General features: G+C 60.6%; 11 protein-coding genes. 10 read left to right on the forward strand and 1 reads right to left on the reverse strand.

Annotated features, from left to right (window positions below; all coding sequences use genetic code 11):
* The first annotated feature begins 99 nt into the window (after window positions 1-99).
* The 4 genes from WA944_RS22250 to WA944_RS22265 all read left to right on the forward strand — a co-directional run bounded on the left by WA944_RS22250 (window position 100) and on the right by WA944_RS22265 (window position 8437).
* Window positions 100-1608, forward strand: a complete 1509-nt coding sequence (locus tag WA944_RS22250; RefSeq protein WP_526373534.1) for a site-specific integrase — start codon at window positions 100-102, stop codon at window positions 1606-1608.
* 65 nt (window positions 1609-1673) lie between these two features.
* Window positions 1674-3389 carry a hypothetical protein gene (locus WA944_RS22255; protein WP_526373532.1) on the forward strand — a complete coding sequence of 572 codons (1716 nt, stop codon included), beginning with the start codon at window positions 1674-1676 and terminating at the stop codon, window positions 3387-3389.
* The gene (locus WA944_RS22260) at window positions 3386-5527 is read left to right on the forward strand and encodes an integrase (protein ID WP_526373530.1); all 2142 of its coding nucleotides are present in this window, start codon (window positions 3386-3388) and stop codon (window positions 5525-5527) included. Before WA944_RS22255 ends, WA944_RS22260 begins: the two co-directional genes overlap by 4 nt.
* A 699-nt stretch (window positions 5528-6226) precedes the next feature.
* A complete protein-coding gene (locus WA944_RS22265; RefSeq protein ID WP_526373546.1) occupies window positions 6227-8437 on the forward strand; it encodes an MMPL family transporter in 2211 nt (736 codons plus the stop codon).
* A gap of 172 nt (window positions 8438-8609) precedes the next feature.
* On the opposite strand, the gene WA944_RS22270 is transcribed toward WA944_RS22265, so the two are convergent.
* On the reverse strand, window positions 8610-10277 hold the full coding sequence (locus WA944_RS22270) for an AMP-binding protein (protein WP_526373529.1): 1668 nt from the start codon (window positions 10275-10277) through the stop codon (window positions 8610-8612).
* Between the two features lie 149 nt (window positions 10278-10426).
* On the opposite strand from WA944_RS22270, the gene WA944_RS22275 reads away from it, so the two are divergent.
* The 6 genes from WA944_RS22275 to WA944_RS22300 all read left to right on the forward strand — a co-directional run bounded on the left by WA944_RS22275 (window position 10427) and on the right by WA944_RS22300 (window position 17740).
* On the forward strand, window positions 10427-12520 hold the full coding sequence (locus WA944_RS22275) for an SDR family oxidoreductase (protein WP_526373527.1): 2094 nt from the start codon (window positions 10427-10429) through the stop codon (window positions 12518-12520).
* An 88-nt stretch (window positions 12521-12608) separates the two neighbouring features.
* Window positions 12609-13412: a class I SAM-dependent methyltransferase gene (locus WA944_RS22280; RefSeq protein WP_526373525.1), complete on the forward strand. Its 804-nt coding sequence runs from the start codon at window positions 12609-12611 to the stop codon at window positions 13410-13412.
* Window positions 13394-14647, forward strand: a complete 1254-nt coding sequence (locus tag WA944_RS22285; RefSeq protein ID WP_526373523.1) for an ATP-grasp domain-containing protein — start codon at window positions 13394-13396, stop codon at window positions 14645-14647. Before WA944_RS22280 ends, WA944_RS22285 begins: the two co-directional genes overlap by 19 nt.
* A 111-nt stretch (window positions 14648-14758) precedes the next feature.
* Window positions 14759-15982: a pyridoxal phosphate-dependent aminotransferase gene (locus WA944_RS22290; RefSeq protein WP_526373521.1), complete on the forward strand. Its 1224-nt coding sequence runs from the start codon at window positions 14759-14761 to the stop codon at window positions 15980-15982.
* A 207-nt stretch (window positions 15983-16189) separates the two neighbouring features.
* Window positions 16190-16606 carry a nuclear transport factor 2 family protein gene (locus WA944_RS22295; RefSeq protein WP_526373519.1) on the forward strand — a complete coding sequence of 139 codons (417 nt, stop codon included), beginning with the start codon at window positions 16190-16192 and terminating at the stop codon, window positions 16604-16606.
* Window positions 16607-16630: 24 nt separating this feature from the next.
* Complete coding sequence (locus WA944_RS22300; RefSeq protein WP_526373518.1) at window positions 16631-17740, forward strand: branched-chain amino acid aminotransferase; 1110 nt, start codon at window positions 16631-16633, stop codon at window positions 17738-17740.
* The last annotated feature ends 285 nt before the right edge of the window (window positions 17741-18025 follow it).

Raw genomic sequence — 18025 nt, forward strand, 5'->3', positions numbered from 1 at the left:
CAGTCACCCGTTCTCTGCCCGACAGGCGTGTCGAATCCCGTTTGCGGAAGTGCGTCAGTGATGATGGGGGCAATGATCGTGAGGTAGGAGGGGTCGGGGATGGTTGGTGCTTCGGCCGATGGTTGGACTCTTCATTTCTACGACTTCCGGCAGCGGTTCGTATCGGTGGACGACGTGGTTCCAGGGTTGGGTGATGTCGAGACCTGGGCGAAGCGAAATGGTGCGTGTGATGGCACTCCGTTCTTTCTGGATTCGTGGGGCAGGGCGGATGCGTTAGTGAACGCCTACTGGCGAGATCCGCTGGTGCGTGGACGAGCAACGGGGACCTTGCGTCGCTACGCCTTGTCGTTGAAGGTATGGCTGAATTTCCTGCACGCGATGGGCGTTCGATGGGATCAGGCGTCGCGATCGGAATTGGCTGCGTTCAAGGAGTGGCGGCTGTCGGCTGAGAAGAACCCACAGCATGTGAGTGCCAATAGCTTCTGTGTCGATCGGGCGGCAATCCGCAGTTTTTACTTGTGGGCGGCTGAGCAACACGGAATCGACAACCCGGTCCGAGCCCGTGTGATTGCCACGTCTTGGATGGGCGGGGGCAAAATCGTGTTGGAGAGCACTCCGTCGGGGTTGCGCAGGGCCGACGTGAAGTGGCTTACCCCACAGGCATTTCGGTTGTGGCGGAACCTGGGGTTGTGTGGTTTCACGATGGAGGGCGTGCCGCGCCAAGATTGGCGGGGGGCGACTGAGGATCGCGACGTCGCGTTCGTGGAGGGGTTGTTCGGGACGGGTTTACGAATCGGCGAATGGGCCAGCATGTTAGCCATCGAGGCGCCCAAGCCGGGCGCTGAGGGGCTCTTGCGCTCACGCGTTGCGTCTTCTTGCGCGAAGGGTGCGAGTGGACGACCGTTCTGGATACGGCGCCGTGTCGCCCAACAAGTTCACTTCTATCTGCGGGAAGGTAGTCGCACTGCTGCCATCGCCCGCGCGCAACGTGCTGGTCGCTATGAGCAAGTTGCCGATCGTTGGATCGTTGAACATGTCCGCCGGGATGGGCAACTGAAGGTTGTTGATGAGACGGGATCGCATCGTACGGTCCGCCTGGATGCACTCGCGCCGTCGACCCGAATGAAGTTGTTCCGTCGGGGACGTGATGGCCTGGAACCGATGTGGCTATGGCTAAATCACGACGGGACACCTCGCCCCAAACACTCCTGGTACAAGACATTCGACCGCGCGAACACGAGGGTCGCGAAAGCGCTTGCCCAGGAAGGAGCTACGCCGCTGTGGTGCCGTCCCCACATGCTGAGACATTCCTTTGCGCTGCGGTGGTTTTGCATTGCCACGTTCGTGGCGTGGCGACGGACCGACATGTTGACCAAGCAGGAGCAGCGGGATTTCCGAAATCAGCTTGGTGATGTTTGGTTTCTGCTGGCGACGCTTCTTGGACATCGTAATGCTGAGGTGACTCGTAGCGTCTATCTTGAGCCGTTTCAGGCGCTGCAGGTTGAGGAGTTGATCGCGCTGATGGATGCCGACGATCGGCAGTCGCTAGAGCATCTTGTTGCAACGGTGGGCGCTGGTGAGTCTCGTGTGTTGACGGTGGACACATGACGGGTCGCCGAGCGTCGCAGCCGGATCCAACCTGGCGGCCGGTCATGCGGCGACGGGGGCTCATCGTGACGTTCGTCAGCGAAGATGGCACTGTATCGAAGGACTTCAACTTTTCTTCTCTGCCGTGCAATCACGAGATCCGCCACGATTTCGCTGTTGCATTCGAGGATGCCACGGGTGTGCTGGGCGTATCCAAACGACTCAGGGGCGCCGGTACGCTCTGGCAGGCGGCCCGGCATGCCTGCTGCTGGCTTGCCGAGAACCGGCCACAAGTTGCAGGGCTGGCCGATCTATCGGCATTGGACGCCCGACTGCTCGCGTTGTCGTGTCGGGTACCCAGCGGCCCAGGTGCGGCGCCGGGTCTCAAGACTCTGCTGCGCTGCAGCCCGGTCGTCTCAGACGAGGTTCTCCAAGCGTTTTCGCAAGTGCGCCACCAGAGGAGGTTCAAGTCACGACAACCGTATTCCACTGACGAGATTCGCCGTATCAACGTTGTAGCACGTGGAATGGTTCGGCGGGCGCGCGCACGATTGCGGACTCATTGGGGGATGGTCGCTGACTATCGTGGGGGACAGTTCGATCATCTACCCTGTGCTGACCCCGGTCGCAGTCTGGCCGAAGTGCTTGATCACTGCGCCCGTGAGGGCGACTTCCCCCGCAGTGCCTCGGGTGCAAGGGCTTTCGTGACGCGGCGCGCGGTGACCGCAGCTGGTGGATGTCGACTTCAGTCGTTGCTGCACTTGAGCCCGGGCGAAGCATGGGCGTTCGCTGTTCTGCTATCCGGACTGACTGGCCTGAACTTGTCGACGCTCGAATCGCTGCCCGCCCCACACCGATACGCTAGTAGCCCAGACGAACCCGGCATCGTGTTCGTCAACGCTGACAAGCCCCGTCGTGGGAACCGGTCAGCCATGACGGTGCCGGTGACCGCGCTGCGCCCTGAACTAAGGCCGCTTGGTGGCGACAGTCGGCGCGCCGCTGTTGTCAACACGTCGCTGAGTACGGCATACGGGGTGTTCATGTTGCTGTTGGAACTGACGGAACCGGCCCGCGTGCTGACCGGGTGCCAGCGCGCCTTCATCTACTACAGCGCCCAGCCCGACAATGTCGAACAGAAACTCTTCGGATACGGCATCAGCAGAACTGCGGCCGGCGTTAGCGCTCGACGGCGTTGGATCGCGCCGTGGCTCACCGGTGATGCCGAGCATGACGGGTTGCTCCTCGGGATCAGTATGGATCGGCTCCGCAAAACCTACCTGGAGCAGGTTCGAAAGCCCACGGCCCACACGCCGGCGACGTTGGCTCGTTATCTGAGTCGAATGGAGTCGGTGAGGAACGAGGGATTCCAGATCGTGGCCGAGGCCCTCGATGATCAGGTAGCACAAGCGCTGTCCCGGCGCTCGATGACGGTGCATCCGGACCACCACGACAACGGATCCGGCCAGGACGCTGTTCTGGGCAATTGCGCCGATTTTGAGCACTCGCCGATCGACGGTAAACGGTGTCGCCAGTCGTTTATGGCATGCCTTGACTGCAGCAACGCCCGCGCTTTCCCGCGGCACTTACCTGTTCAATTGGGCGTTGCTGACCGGCTTCGTGACTTGCGCAAGGAGATGCCCGTCGGGCAGTGGATCACCGATCACGCGGGTCCTCTCGCGCAACTCGATGACATTTTCGCCGAGTACGAGCAGGCCCAGCTGACCGCCGCGCGAGCCGAGATCACCGACAGAGATCACCGGATGGTCAACCTTCTGCTGTCAGGAAACCTCGAAGCATCATGACGCAAACGGCGGTAGGACTCGACGTCGTGGCCGGCGTCCACGTCGGTCCAGAAACCGAGGTCTTGCTTAACCGAACCGTTCATGTCGAAGGGATCCGATGCCGATTCGGCGACTCGGTGTGGGACCTGTCCGCGGCGATTGAGGATCGGCACAGTGCCGGACAAGCCGTGCACTGGGATGGGTTTCCGACGCCTTTTCGCCACGCCTGCAAGCTCTACTTGTTCGCCTTGCTCAACGTGGTTGACGACGCACCGCGGCTTGACGGCGCCCGATCGCTCTATCCGCATGTCAAGACGATTTGGGGCGAGCTGGTGCCGTTGCGCCGGTTCACGATGTGGCTGGTGGAGATGGGGGTGACATCCTTCGGCCAGGTTCGCACCGAACACCTCGACAACTATCTGCGCCATGTCACCGAGGCAAGTGGTGTCAGTGCCGGATCCAAACGCTCGGCGCTCCAGGCGATCAAGCGTCTGCACCTGTACCGGGATGTCCTGCCCGCCGGTTGCCGGCTTCCCGCGGGTCCGTTGTGGGGTGGTGCGAGTGCACGAGGGCTCGCCAACTATGAGTCATCCTGGGGCAAGCCGAACACGACCCCTCGTATTCATCCCGATGTCATGGAGCCGCTGCTCTCGGCGGCGTTGGCGGTGACCCAAACGGTCGCAGCGGATCTCCTTCCCGCGGCGCGCAACCTACTCGCTATGCGGTATTTGGCCCATCAGATCGCGCCCGACATCCGTCGGGCTCCGGTTCGTACGGTGTCGGTATTCGAGACCACCAAGCAGCAATTCGATTGCCTCCTGGCTGCCCTTGACCGCAACGACGCCTCACTTCCGGGTGTCCGGACGGGCGAAACGACCAGTGTTGACCTGAGGGGTCTGGCCGTGGGGGGATGGCTCAACCACACCGAACTGAAACGAATGAAAGAGACTTCGGTCAAATTGGCCAAGTATGGATTGCCGATCGAAGTTGACATGCTACGCCCCACCACCTTCGGCGTCATCGGCGCGCGCCCCTGGCGTGAAGACCCCGTCGGTGCGAGTGAACTCGTTGACCTACTGCGCCACGTCACAACTGCCTGTTTCATCGTGATCGCCTACCTATCCGGTGTACGGACCGGCGAGGCCCTCAACTTACGGCGTGGCTGCATAAGCCGGGACTCAAAGCTGGCGTTGACTTTCATGTCCGGCCACCAGTTGAAGGCCGAAGGGCCGCGGCGGGACCGATCGCCGTCCACGATCCCGTGGGTGGTAACTGACGAAACCGCCCACGCCGTCAGCGTTCTCGAGCGGATCACGGTCAGCGACTTACTCTTTCCAGCCTTCCATTTGTGCTCCCAGGAGCGATTCCTCTTCGGCTCTACCCGGACACGAACACCTGGCTCCATCAACGCCGATATCGCAGAATTCATCGACTGGTTCAACCGCGAAGTCTGTCCGCGAGTCAGGCATCCGCTGATCGCTGCCGATCCGCAAGGCAAAATCCAAGTGCCGCGCCTGCGGCGCACGCTGGCCTGGCACATCGTACGGCGACCCGGTGGAACGATCGCCGGCGCAACGCAATACGGCCACCTGCACACACAACTAATCCAGGGTTACGCTGGCGCAGCCGATGCGGGATTTCTCGACGAAATCACTTTTGAGCAGTTTCTCCACCGTGCTGAAACCCTCCACGAGGATTCTCAAAGACTCGAACGCGGCGAGCACGTCTCCGGTCCGGCGGCCGATGAATACCGGGCCCGTGTCGCTAGAGCAAGCAAATTCGCGGGTTTGACAATCACCACCAACAGTCAGATCAACACCGCATTATCAAACCCCGACTTGCAGATCCACCACGGCGCGGTCGTTACCTGCGTGTTCCGGCGCGCCACTGCGGCGTGTCTCGACCCTACCGACAGCTCCACTGAACCCTCCTGGAGTCGGTGCCGGCTTGGCTGCGCCAACGCCGCCCGTACCGACCGCGACGCGGACAACCTGCGCCAGCATGTCAACGCATTCCAACAAGACCTGGCGACCCCCGGACTCCCCGAACCACTGCGACAACGAATTCACAGTCGCCTAACCGAGCACCGAAAGGCCCTCGCAGAACACGAATCCAGCCGACCGCTGACAATCCCACAACAGGGCGGAGAGGACGAATGACAATCGTGCACAACGCCACCCGCAACGATGAGGAACGACTTCTGGTCCAGGCCGCCATGCTCCGCCTCCGAGAAAACAAAGCCGAGCGGAGCAACGGCGCACACACTATTGTGGCCCTGGCTGACGAATCGGGCGTACCACGGCAGAGACTCTACGAGCACCACGGTGATCTGCTCCACGAGTTCAAGCGGTCCCTTGGACGTGGACCGGTCTCTCCTAGTCTTGAGGCCCTGCAACGACAACTTGCCCAGGCCCGTGATCACAACCAAGAACTAGCAGCCGAGAACGCCCAACTGCGAAGCAAAATCAGAACGCTCTCGGCAGTGATCACCGAACTAACACACGAAGCCTCCGGCGCCAACGTCGTTGTTCCCATGCCGCGAATCCCCACCCGACGGAACCGATGATCAGCGGGCGAGGACAAACTGACACGTCTGCGATGAGAGCGGCTAGCCAGCCCGATTGGTCGGTTAGACGCCAATGTCAATTTCGTACAGCCTCTAGCGTTGTATTGCTACATTGAATCCTGTTTTGGAAGCGTGCGGTTCTGCCCCTTAATGTTGCGCAGCAATGGATACCAACAGGCCACCAGCCGATCGTTTCGCGGAACCGGTTACCGCCGCCTCGGGCCGAGCAGAGCAGCTGAACGTCAGCGAGGACCAGAAAACGCCAGTTGTCCCGACGCGTGAGACGACTACCATCCTCGAACGCCTGGCTCGGATTGTGATCGCCGCACCGCGGCGAATGCTCGCCGTCGTGCTCCTGGTCACCGTGGCAGCGGCGATATTGGGCGGTCCCGTGTCCAACAAACTCCTCGGCGGAGGTTTCCAAGATCCCGCGGCCGAGTCCTTCCAGGCAGCAGAAGCTCTGAAGGACGACTTCGGCGTGAGCGACATGTCGTTCATTCTCATGCTGAGCAGCAGCCAAGGAGTGGCTGATCCCGCCGTTCGAAGGGTGGCAGCCGATCTCGAAAGTGCACTACGTGCCTCTCCGCATGTCATGAACCTCGCGTCGGCATGGACTACGCCGCCACCCGAAAACCGCACCCTGGTGAGCGAAGATAGTAAATCCGGGCTGATCATCGCCGGACTATCGGGCGGTGAGAACGACGCGCCGCGCCACGCTGCGGCCCTCATCGACGAACTGGTCTATGACCGCGAAGGAGTAACCGTCACCGCTGGTGGGCTAGCCACAATCTACGAGCAGACGAATGCGCAGACCGAACGGGACCTAGTGGTCATGGAGTCGATTGCCCTACCATTAAGTTTCCTAGCGCTGATCTGGATCTTCGGCGGCCTATTTGCGGCGTTACTACCACTGGCCATCGGGGTTTTCGCCGTCATCGGATCGCTGGCTATCCTACGTGGATTAACCCTCGTCACCGAGGTGTCGGTTTTCGCACTGAATTTGACGATCGCCATGGGCCTTGCGCTGGCCATCGACTATTCATTGCTGATCATCAGCCGCTATCGAGACGAGGTGGTCGGCGGTAACACGCGGGACGATGCGTTGGTCATCGCCATGCGCACGGCGGGACGGACAGTGCTGTTCTCGGCACTGACCGTCGCGCTCGCGATGACACCACTGATTCTGTTCCCCATGTACTTTCTCAAGTCGATTGCGTACGCGGGCGTCGCGGTTGTGCTCCTCAGTGTCCTCGCGTCCTTGACGATCGTTCCGGCGGTGCTCATCTTGCTCGGCGATCGAATCGATGCCCTCGATGCGCGCCGCATCGTTCGCCGGCTCCGCCGGCGGCCACCACCGGCACCCAAACCTGTTAGCGAGAACCGCTTCTACCGGACCGCAAAGGCTGTGATGCGTCGACCGCTTAAGGTTGGAGTGCCCGTGATCCTGTTCCTTGTGATACTCGGCTCCCCGATCCTCGAACTCAAGCTCGGGTTCGGCGATGACCGGACTCTGCCATTATCGGCATCGAGTCGACAGGTCGGCGACGAGATCCGTGCCAACTTCCCCAATGATGTTGCGGCCGACGTCACAATTGTGACCTTCCAGGCCGACACAATTGCAGACGCCGAGATGGGTCGGTATGCCGCCGATCTGTCGCGGGTCGTCGACGTCACCGCCGTGTCTTCTCCGGCCGGCACCTTCGTCGGCGGCGACCGAGTGGGCGCACCAAGTGCGGCCGTGCCCGAGCGCAATGAATCGGCGGTTATCGTCGTCCACAGCAAGGCTGAGCTGTACAGTGACGCCTCCAACGCCCAGCTCGACGCTTTGCACGCAGTGCAACCGCCCGTTGGCGGCGAGGTGGCCTTCGGTGGTGAAGCTCAGATCAATCGAGACAGCGTCCAGAGCATCACGTCACGACTACCACTGGTCATCGGACTGACCGCCCTGGTCTCGCTCGCGTTGCTGTTCATGTTGACGGGTTCACTGGTTTTGCCGGTGAAAGCCGTTGTCCTGAATGTGTTGTCGCTCAGTGCCACGTTCGGAGCCTTGGTGTGGATCTTCCAGGAGGGTCATTTCGGTGGGCTGGGCACCACCGCTACGGGGACGCTCACGGTCAACATGCTCGTACTCTTGTTCTGCATTTCGTTCGGACTTTCGATGGACTACGAAGTATTTCTGATTTCCCGAATCAGAGAGTACTGGCTGGGGTCGGACCACACTCGTGCCGCCAACGACGAGGCTGTGGCACTCGGCCTAGCTCGTACCGGCCGGGTGGTCACCGCCGCCGCGCTGATCATGACGATCTCCTTTTCAGCGTTGATAGCCTCACAGGTGTCCTTTATGCGAATGTTCGGTTTGGGCCTTGCCATTGCGATCGTGGTCGACGCAACGCTGGTACGTATGCTGTTGCTGCCGGCCTTCATGCGCATCATGGGCCGTGCCAACTGGTGGGCACCAGCTCCTCTTGCCCGATGGCACGCCCGGAGCGCGATCACCGACTGACGCGGGAGGAGCTACGGCTCGGGGGACAGCGTGTCGCGATTTTCCTCGACCGGCCATTGCGGAACGGGCAAGAAGCTCAAATGCGTGCTCGTCGAGGTATTTTGACGTGCGCCGCCTTGCGCCGCGGCACGATCGGTGTTGCGTCGTTTGCGTTGCTTGTAGGGAATCGAGATCAGGCAGAGCCGGCGAGTGACGAGAGCGACTTAACGAGAGCTGTCCGGTCGATCTTCGAGTTATGGCGTGAATCGACCGGCAGGTCTCCGTCGACGATGAGGACGTCTGCGTCGATCTCGAGTTCGCGGATCGTGTCGATTATTGCGGCGGCACCGCCGGAAGTGATCGGTTCGGTGCTGGGAAAGACGACGGTTAGGCGATCTGCGACGACGACCGCGGCGCACATCCGACTTCCGATCGCGTCGTTGATCGACTGCTCGATCTGATCGGAGTACAGCCAGCCGCCCTGGGCCAGCGTCATCAAGTCCTTCTTTCGGCATCGCAGCCACACCGCTCCATCCTGCACATGACCGATGTCGCCCATCCGATGCCAAAGATTTCCCCCGTTGTCGCGGAACTTGGCGTACGCGTTGGCCTTCGGTCTGCGGTAGTAGGCGGGACTCGCCCGCCGGCCACTGATGCAAAGTTCGCCGACCGTTCCGTCCGGGAGGAAGTCGTGTGCTTGGGCCGGCGCACCGTCGAAAGTCTTGTCGGGATCGATGACGGCAATGGTCACATCATCGCACGGGCTTCCCAAAGGGATGCCATGTTCGGCGATTGGCCACTGTGCAGTCTGTTCGAGGAAGGTCTCTCCGGTGATCTGTGTCAGCGGCATCAGCCCCTCGGTCGCCGCGTAAGGAATCAGCACCGTCGAATTCCCGAACTCCTCACACATGGCCGCCACGAGTCCACGACCGATTGCTGCGCCGGCGGTGGCTACTGTTGCCGGCGGATGTGCAAACCCACGGTTTCCGGACGCAGTGTGATCGAGATAGCGTCGCCACAGCTCTGGTGAACCGAACATGTACTCGGCAGGGTGTGCGTCGAATTGTGCTATCAGATGGGGAAGATCCACTGATCGCGGCGCGAACGTGCTGAAGTTGGGCAGGATTGCGCGGCATCCGAGTGCCACTGCGTTGAACGACGACATCGGGAACAGAATGAATTCGCTGGTGGCCTCCCGTTTCGCGTAGAAGTTGAGCTGGCTATCACAGTTCTCCCAGTTCCACACCGCCCCTTTGGGTAGGCCGGTCGTCCCGGAGGTATACATCAGCATGACGATCGAGTCGGCGGAGTAGCTGTCGCAGGCAGAAGCACTTTCGTCGGCGGCGTCGGCGGACACGCCGAACTGTTCAGATGTCACGACCGGAACGCCGTCGATCGCTTGGTCCGTCAGCACGGCAGCAGGTTCGAGCTCGTCGAGGCATCGTGACAAAGCCTGCGGATCGATGGTGGGGTCCAGGAAGGCCGGTATGGCGCCGGAGAAGAAGCAGCCAAAGGCGGCCTCGACCAGAAGGCGCCCCGGGGGAAGTCCGACGACCACCCGCGAGCCCGCCGTGACGCCCAGTGCACTGAGCGCGGTGGCTGTTCGGCGAACTCGACGCAAGAACTGGGCGGCAGTGAGATCCTCGCCCGCGGCGGCATCGGTCACTACGATCCCGTCCGGGTTCCTGTCCAACAGCTGCAGCAGACGACCAACATGCGGTTCCTGCATACCCTCACCTTCCGCTGGGAATCCTCGGCACGCCCGATCAGGCTGCTTATTCAACCAGCGCCGCAAGACGTGGTAACAGCTGTCGGCGACCAGACCTAGCTCGCGACCTACGCCAGCCGAGTTCACCAGCACGTGGTCTCAGAGCCGGACGTCATCGTCTACCATAGTTCGCTGTCGACCGGACAGATCGCGAGTGGAACTCCCAACGTGGAGATGATCGCGGATCTTTGATCAAGTCGACCAACGCGCCCTGGCGGCTGCGAGCAACGGTGCCCGCAGCCGTGACCACCGAAAATCCCGTCGCGCACACAGCTGCTGAGACAGCGCTCGTGCGGCGCGGGAATGAACGAGGAGAACGCATGTCGCGATCCGCCCTGATTACCGGAGCTACAGGACACCTGGGCAGCCACTTCGTCATCAATCAAGTGGGGATAGGCATCGATCACGCCTATGTGTTGGTGCGGGGCGAATCGCATGAGACGAGACAAAGCAAACTGATCCATGCGCTTGAGCAGGCCAATAACTCCTACGTTCGCAGGCGTCCACTAGCAGACATCATGAAGCGGATCACCATCATCGAAGGTGACATCTGCTTTCCACAGGCTGGTGTCGGTGCTGAAGACCTCATCTCGATGAAGCAACGACGGCTCGACGAACTCTGGCACTTCGCTGCGTCGCTGAGCTTCGAGGACCGCAAGGCGAAGTACATCGAGGAGACCAATCTCGATGGCACCAAACATGTTCTAGAGGTTGCGACGTCAGCCGGTATTCCACAGCTGTTTCATTGCTCCACGGCTTATACCTGTGGCACACGCACGGGCGTTATCAAGCCCGAGCTCCACCCGAAAGAGGGACCCTTCTCGAATCAATACGAGCGAACCAAGTGCGCCGCCGAACACTACCTCCTGGAGAACTGCGACGAAGCCGGCATCAAGCTGGCGATCCTTCGTCCCTCGGTAGTGATTGGAAACTCTGAGACGAGCCGACCAGGCGGAGCGACGACTGGCCTCTACGGTCTTATCCGGGAGATGCATCAAGTCCAGCACCTTCTGCAGAAGTCGCCGTCACCAATTCGGTTGTCAGTGCTGGAATCAGCAGTCGTTAACTGCATCCCGGTGGACCGCCTCATGCGGCAGATCGACCAGCTGCTGGAATCGGGCACCACCGAAGGGATCTTTCACCTCGTGTCGCCCGGCGGACCAGACAACGCCGAGATTTGTACACTCGTGACACGTGCGCTCGGCATCGAGCAGTGCATCGAGGTGATCGGATCTCATGATGCTGAGCGCACCCCGCTCGAGAAGCTGCTCGAAGGACGAATGGAGTTCTACAAGAGCTATTTTCGCGCTGCTAGGACATTCGCGCAGTCATTCCCAGACGATGCGGCAGTGACCCTGGATGAGATGCGGCGCTTCGTCGACGAGGGCGTTCGCGCACTGGAACGCGTCGACGTCGCCAGTCTCTTGAACTTTGGGCTGTTCAACGCGTCGGACGGTGCACGCTTGAACGTCTACTCGACCGGCCCGCAGAATGGGCCAGTGGCGCTGCTGTGCAACGCGGCTGGGATGCCGGTCGAATTTGTGCGACCAGTGGTTCAACGCCTGGCGAAGACGTGCCGGGTGATCACCTGGGAGACAAGAGGTCTACCGAGTTTTTACGACGACGCCGAACGCCTGGACTACCGCATGGAGCGCCAAGTTCGTGACGGTCTCGAGGTGCTCGAGCACTTCGGGGTCACCTCCGCCACCCTCCTAGGTTGGTGCGCCGGAACGCGGATCGCGATGGACATCGCCTCGGCATGGAGCGGCACCACCACCGGCCTAGTTCTAATGAACGGTGGATATCCGACCGACCCGCCTGAGGTGACTGCACTGACGATGAACCTGGCCACGACGATGCCCCGGGTGGCGTCGGACCGACAATATGCCGACGAGTTCTATCAAGTACTTATGGGTGGCCCTGCGACGTCCCCAACGAGCGATGATGAAGGTGGCGTTGCTTCGATCAACGACCTGATCGAGACGGCCTATGAAAGCAACGCAGACAATATCCATCTCGCGAGCTTGCCCTTCGAATCTGCCGAAAATTTGTTCGTCTACGCCAACCTGCTAAAGCCCTATGTCGACACACCCCAGGACCTAACGAATCTTCCCGACGTCGAAACGCTGATCCTCACTTGCGACGGAGATCTGACTGCCCATCCGAAGTCATCGACCCGGTTTGCCGCCGAGGTGCTGGTCAAAGCGCAGTGCGTCTCCCTGCCTTTCGGCGATCACTTCTCGTTGTACTGGGACGATAAGTACATCGACATCGTCGAGGAGTTCGTCCATGGTTGTCGTCCCGCCACTGCCGACTACGAGGCGGTCACCCCGTGAGCAGCTTGTACGGTCCTGCCGCACCGGCACCTCGGTCACCCCGTCCCACCTGTGCTCCGCGGCTCGACTCATTGGGGAACGACAAAGAATGGTGAAAAGCCTAGATGCGGCGTACGGCAACGCCGTCGCAGACGACTACGATGCCACCTACGCCGGCTTCGATGTCAGCGAAGCGCAGCTCGCGCTCCTAGCTGCGCTCGCCGGCGACGGTCATGCCCTCGAGATTGGTGTAGGCACCGGTCGAGTGGCGATCCCATTGGCCCGCAAAGGGGTGACGGTCACCGGAGTGGACCCCTCCCAGACGATGCTCGACATCTTGCGTAGCAAGGATGTCGAATGCTTGGTGGCGACCCGCTGCGGGACCCTCGAAACGATGGAGGGCGGCTCGGCATTCACCTTGGTGTACGCGCCGTTCAATGTGCTGTTCATGTTGTCACGCGACGGTGCGCAATCGAACTTCTTCTCACATGCCGCATCGGTACTGTTGCCCGGTGGGCACGTAGTTGTCGAGTGCTTCGTTCCGCGCCCAGGGTCCCGGTTGGTCGACGGGTCGAACCCGGCGTTCTTCCCGGCTGCCAGACACATCGAGGTGCGATCGGTAACGCCGGACGGCATCAGTCTGCTGATATCTGACAACGATCAGACGCGACAGGTCTGGCAGTTCAACGAGGTGATACTGCGCTCGGATCACACCATGCACATGGTGCCCTCAACAATCGCCTATCTAGAACCCGAACAGATCGACGCTCTTGCATTCCGTGCCGGATTCCAGCTCGTGAGTCGACACAGCGACTGGGAGGGCTCCGCCTACACCCATGAAGCTCGCAAACACGTCACGGTCTACGCGATGAGTCCCGACGAGGAGACGGCACCATGCCAGACCACTATGTAATCCTGCATCGCTGGGTCGATGAGTACGCGCAGTACGAGAACTACATCGATCATCACAACAGCTTCGTCACGTACATCACCACCTTCCACGCATCGCGCGGTGTGCCGCCAACGGCTTCCGCCGTGCAGATCGTGGAAGCCACCGATGACTTCGACGAGGTATTAAGGGCCGCGGGGGTCCTCGCACAAGACTTCGGAGCGCCAACCCATGTAGTTGCCCTCTACGAGGATGACACCATCTGCGGGGCGAGGCTGCGCGAAAAATACCGCTGCCCGGGACCCAAGGTCGATGACCTGATCCGATTCCGCGACAAGCGCATCCAGGCCGACGCCATGGCACGTGCAGGTGTCCGTGCCCCCAAGTATTGCTCCGTGGAGTCCTCCGACGACGCGCTGCGATTCGCCGATGAGATCGGCTATCCAATCGTCGTCAAACCCACCCGGGCATCATCCTGCAAAGGGATCCAGATCGTCGCGAAGCCGCAGGACGTCCGAGACCTTCAGCTTGAAGACGCGTATAAATACATCGCGCAAGAGTTCATCGAGTTCCCCGTTTATCACATCGACGGACTGTACTCACGCGGCCAGCTGGTCCGCGTCGGCGTGAATCGCTACTTCAACACCTGCATCGGCTTCCAGAAAGGAGGCTATCTGGGGTCTCTGGAAGTCGACGATTCGCCACTACGTCGAGCGGCCGTGAGATTCGCCGAAGACGTTCTGCGCGCAATCTGCCTGAGCGACGAGACCATCGTCTTCCACCTCGAGCTGTTCGTCGACCACAATGCGATGCCCGAAGAGGCATGCACATTCCTCGAGCTGGCGGCGAGGGTGGGGGGAGGCGGAATTCCCTTCGTCTGGCGGGAGATCTACAACTTCGACATCATGCGCATGCAATTCGAGCTCTCATGCGGACGCAGTGTCGAGTCAGTACCAACGGCGCAACCGTCTGCCAGCGCCGGATGGTTGCTCATGCAACTACCTCACGAACGGCCCTGCAAAATCGAATCCGTAACTTCGCTGGTCGGCACAGAAATGGGCCCTTATGCCGAATCAATTCCTTATCGGGGTCAGGTCGTCCCGTTGACCGATACATTCTTCGAGCATGTCGCCGGACGATTCCGGTTCCGAGGCGAGAACCATACCGAGCTGTTCGAAAAGATGATCGCAACAGCCGATGCGTTTCGAGTGGAGGCTTCACCACTCGTCGATTCGTTCGTCGGCGGTCCAGCTCGCTAGACGCCCATGAAGTATTCCTTGCTCGATAGCGCTGCGCCGATTCCTCACCACGGGTGGTTCACCACGCCGCGCCGTCCAGACCGACACTCACCAGGCAGAAATGACACCGAAATGGCACTGAAGATCAGGCAAGCCGACAAGCTCGAGAATGTTCGCTACGACATTCGTGGGCGAATTCTGGAGAAGGCCGAGGAACTCGAGGCCGAGGGCCAGACGATTTTGCGACTCAATGTCGGCAATCCCGCACCATTCGGTTTCAACGCACCCGACGACATCGTCGCTGCAATGGTGCGAAACCTGCCCAGTTCCCAGGGCTATTGCGAAGCGAGGGGGCTGTTCTCCGCTAGGACCGCTGTGGTGCAGTACTACCAGACCCGCGGCATCACCGATCTCGACATCGACAATGTGTACCTCGGTAACGGTGTGTCGGAATTGATTGCAATCACCATGCAGGCCTTGTGCAATCCCGGGGATGAGGTCCTGATTCCCGCCCCAGACTATCCGTTGTGGACAGCATCGGTAGCGTTATCTGGAGGCGATCCCGTCCACTATCTCACTGACGAGTCACAGGGGTGGCTGCCCGACTTCGAGGACCTGGAATCGAAGATCACTACCCGAACACGCGGCATCGTCGTCATCAACCCGAACAATCCCACCGGGGCCGTCTATCCCGTCGAAGTTCTCTCCCAGTTCGTCGATCTGGCCCGTAAACACGATCTCGTGTTGTTTGCCGACGAGATCTACGAGAAGATCGTATACGACGGGGTGAGCCTGACCAACCTAGCGAAGCTGTGTGGTCACGGGGTGCTATGCCTCACGTTCTCCGGTCTGTCAAAAGCGTATCGGGTGTGCGGTTTCCGCGCCGGATGGCTGGCGGTGACCGGTCCGGTGCGCGAAGCGGAAGGCTACCTCGAGGGCATCACGTTGCTCGCTAACATGCGAATGTGTGCCAATGTGCCTGGGCAGCATGCGATTCAAACCGCGCTCGGCGGTTACCAGTCCATCGACGACCTTCTCTTGCCGCGCGGACGCCTGACCGAGCAGCGCAACTTCGCCCATGCCCGACTCAACGAGATCGACGGCGTCACGTGTGAGAAACCGGATGGCGCACTGTATCTGTTCGCCAAGCTCGATGTGGAAAAGTTCGGCATCGTCGACGATGAGCAGTTCGTCCTCGACCTGTTGACCGAGCAACACATCTTCGTCAGCCATGGCCGAGCGTTCAACTGGGTGCAGCCGGACCATTTCCGATTGGTAAGTTTGCCGCACATTGAGGACCTCGACGTCGCACTCACCCGAATCGCTGAATTCCTAGCCGATTACCAACAGACCTGAAGTGAAGGCCCAAAGGGGAGACGGTGATTGAGGAGCCGTGGAAGCGCACCGGAACCTCTACGGCTGACACCGCGGGCAAGTTGGAGAGGATGTGCCAGGCGGTTTCGCGTCACGGTTGCGACGTGGGACTGTCCCACGCCGAGGGCGCCGTCGTAAACGTCACCATCATCAGACGCAACGCCAAAGGCCGGCGCTTAGGTCGTGACGGTGATCGATAGCACCCGCAAAACAACAATGAACGACACGTTCCTAGGAGGTTCGATGCAACAACCAATGTTCACGGACATCGTTCAGAACTACTACGCTGAGATCGACAAGGGAAACGTCGACCAAGTTGTCGCCCTGTTCGAGGTCGATGCCGAGTACGCACGGCCCGGCTACGCAAATCTCCGCGGAAGAGATGCGATTAGGTCGTTCTACGTCGATGATCGCGTCATCGAATCAGGAATGCACAGGATCGAATCCCTCGTGTCCGACTCCGGAACCGTCGCCGTCGAGGGAAGCTTCAAGGGGACTGTGCGGGGCGGCGGGGACGCCGAAGTCAAATTCGCCGACTTCTTCTCGCCCGGACCCAACGGACTTATCAAGCAACGGCGCACCTACTTCTACGCCGCACTGATCTGAATGCTCCGAAAGAACTCACTGTCGATGACCGCAACGGACCCAAGGGCCCGGCCGCTGCCCTTGCCTTTTCGCATCGAACCTTCCTCAACACGCCTGCCGAGCAGCGAGCGGCGAAAGATCCTGGCCGATCCAGGGTTCGGCCGGTACTTCACCGATCACATGGCGGTTATCGAGTGGGAAGAAGGTACTGAATGGCACGGCGCACGCGTGACTCCGCTGCGGCCGTTCAGCATCCACCCCGGTTGTGTTGCACTGCATTACGCTCAGGGCGTCTTCGAGGGCCTAAAGGCATACAGACGCGCCGATGGGAGTGTGTGGCTGTTCAGGCCTCTACTCAACTCGCGTCGATTTCGCGACTCAGCTGCTCGATTGGCCCTGCCGCAGCTCAGCGACGACCTATTCCTGGCCAGCCTGATCTCGTTGGTGCAAGTGGACCGGGAATGGATACCGAGTAACAATCGCGAAAGCAGCCTCTATCTAAGGCCATTCATGTTTGGAACCGAAGAGGCACTCGGTGTCCGACCCAGTCGGACGGTCACGTACGCCGTCATCGCGAGCCCAGCCGCCCCGTACTTCCCGGGAGGATCCACCGGTATGCGGCTGTGGGTTGGCAAGTATCCTCGCGCCTGGCGGGGCGGTACTGGCAGCGCCAAGTACGGTGGAAACTATTCGGCGAATCTCCTTGCAGAGAAGGAAGCTTCGACACAGGGCTGCGATCATGTGCTGTTCCTCGACGAAAGCGGTTGCGTCCAAGAGTCCGGCAACATGAACCTTTTCGCGGTCACCTCGCGAGACGAACTCATCACCCCCAGCCTCGGCACGATCCTAGAAGGGGTGACGAGGGACAGCATCCTGTCCCTCGCCGAAGAGCACGAACTGACGCCGATCGAACGCAAACTTTCCTTCGACGAACTGACGAGTGGATGCTTATCGGGCTACATCCAGGAAGTCTTCGCCGTCGGTACGGCAGCGGTGGTCAACCCAATCGTCGGGTTCAAAGGACCTGACCGCGAATTCACGGTCTCCGGCGGTGCGCGGGGTCCGCGTTCGGCTGCCCTGCGGAACCACCTCCTCGACATCCAATATGGCCTTCGTCCTGATCCCTTCGATTGGATGGTCGAGGTCCCGCTGTAGCCGGGCGCCCGTCCGCACAAGCCAGATCGGCCCGGTTATAGCGGCCGACAATCGCTCAAGCCGACCCACGATGCCCAGGGAATTTCACGCGCGCACCTCACGGGATGCACGCGTCAACGGCGGGTGTTGCTCGGCCCCGATGATGTGGTCGTCCGGACGGCCGAAGGCACGTCGCTCACAATCGAGCAGATTGAGCGCAACTCGGTTCCGAGAAACCCTGAGAAACTCAGCGAATCCGAACCCGACATTAAAGTCTGCCGACAACTGTCGAGAGGGTGAGTGAAC

The organism is Mycobacterium sp., assembly GCF_049683355.1.
GTDB lineage: Bacteria > Actinomycetota > Actinomycetes > Mycobacteriales > Mycobacteriaceae > Mycobacterium.

What these genes read in the sequence shown, in the direction of transcription:
- WA944_RS22250 (WP_526373534.1), top strand. Translation starts at nt 100, where the DNA reads ATGGTTGGTGCTTCGGCCGATGGTTGGACTCTTCATTTCTACGACTTC.
- WA944_RS22260 (WP_526373530.1), top strand. Translation starts at nt 3,386, where the DNA reads ATGACGCAAACGGCGGTAGGACTCGACGTCGTGGCCGGCGTCCACGTC.
- WA944_RS22280 (WP_526373525.1), top strand. Translation starts at nt 12,609, where the DNA reads ATGGTGAAAAGCCTAGATGCGGCGTACGGCAACGCCGTCGCAGACGAC.
- WA944_RS22285 (WP_526373523.1), top strand. Translation starts at nt 13,394, where the DNA reads ATGCCAGACCACTATGTAATCCTGCATCGCTGGGTCGATGAGTACGCG.
- WA944_RS22290 (WP_526373521.1), top strand. Translation starts at nt 14,759, where the DNA reads ATGGCACTGAAGATCAGGCAAGCCGACAAGCTCGAGAATGTTCGCTAC.
- WA944_RS22300 (WP_526373518.1), top strand. Translation starts at nt 16,631, where the DNA reads ATGACCGCAACGGACCCAAGGGCCCGGCCGCTGCCCTTGCCTTTTCGC.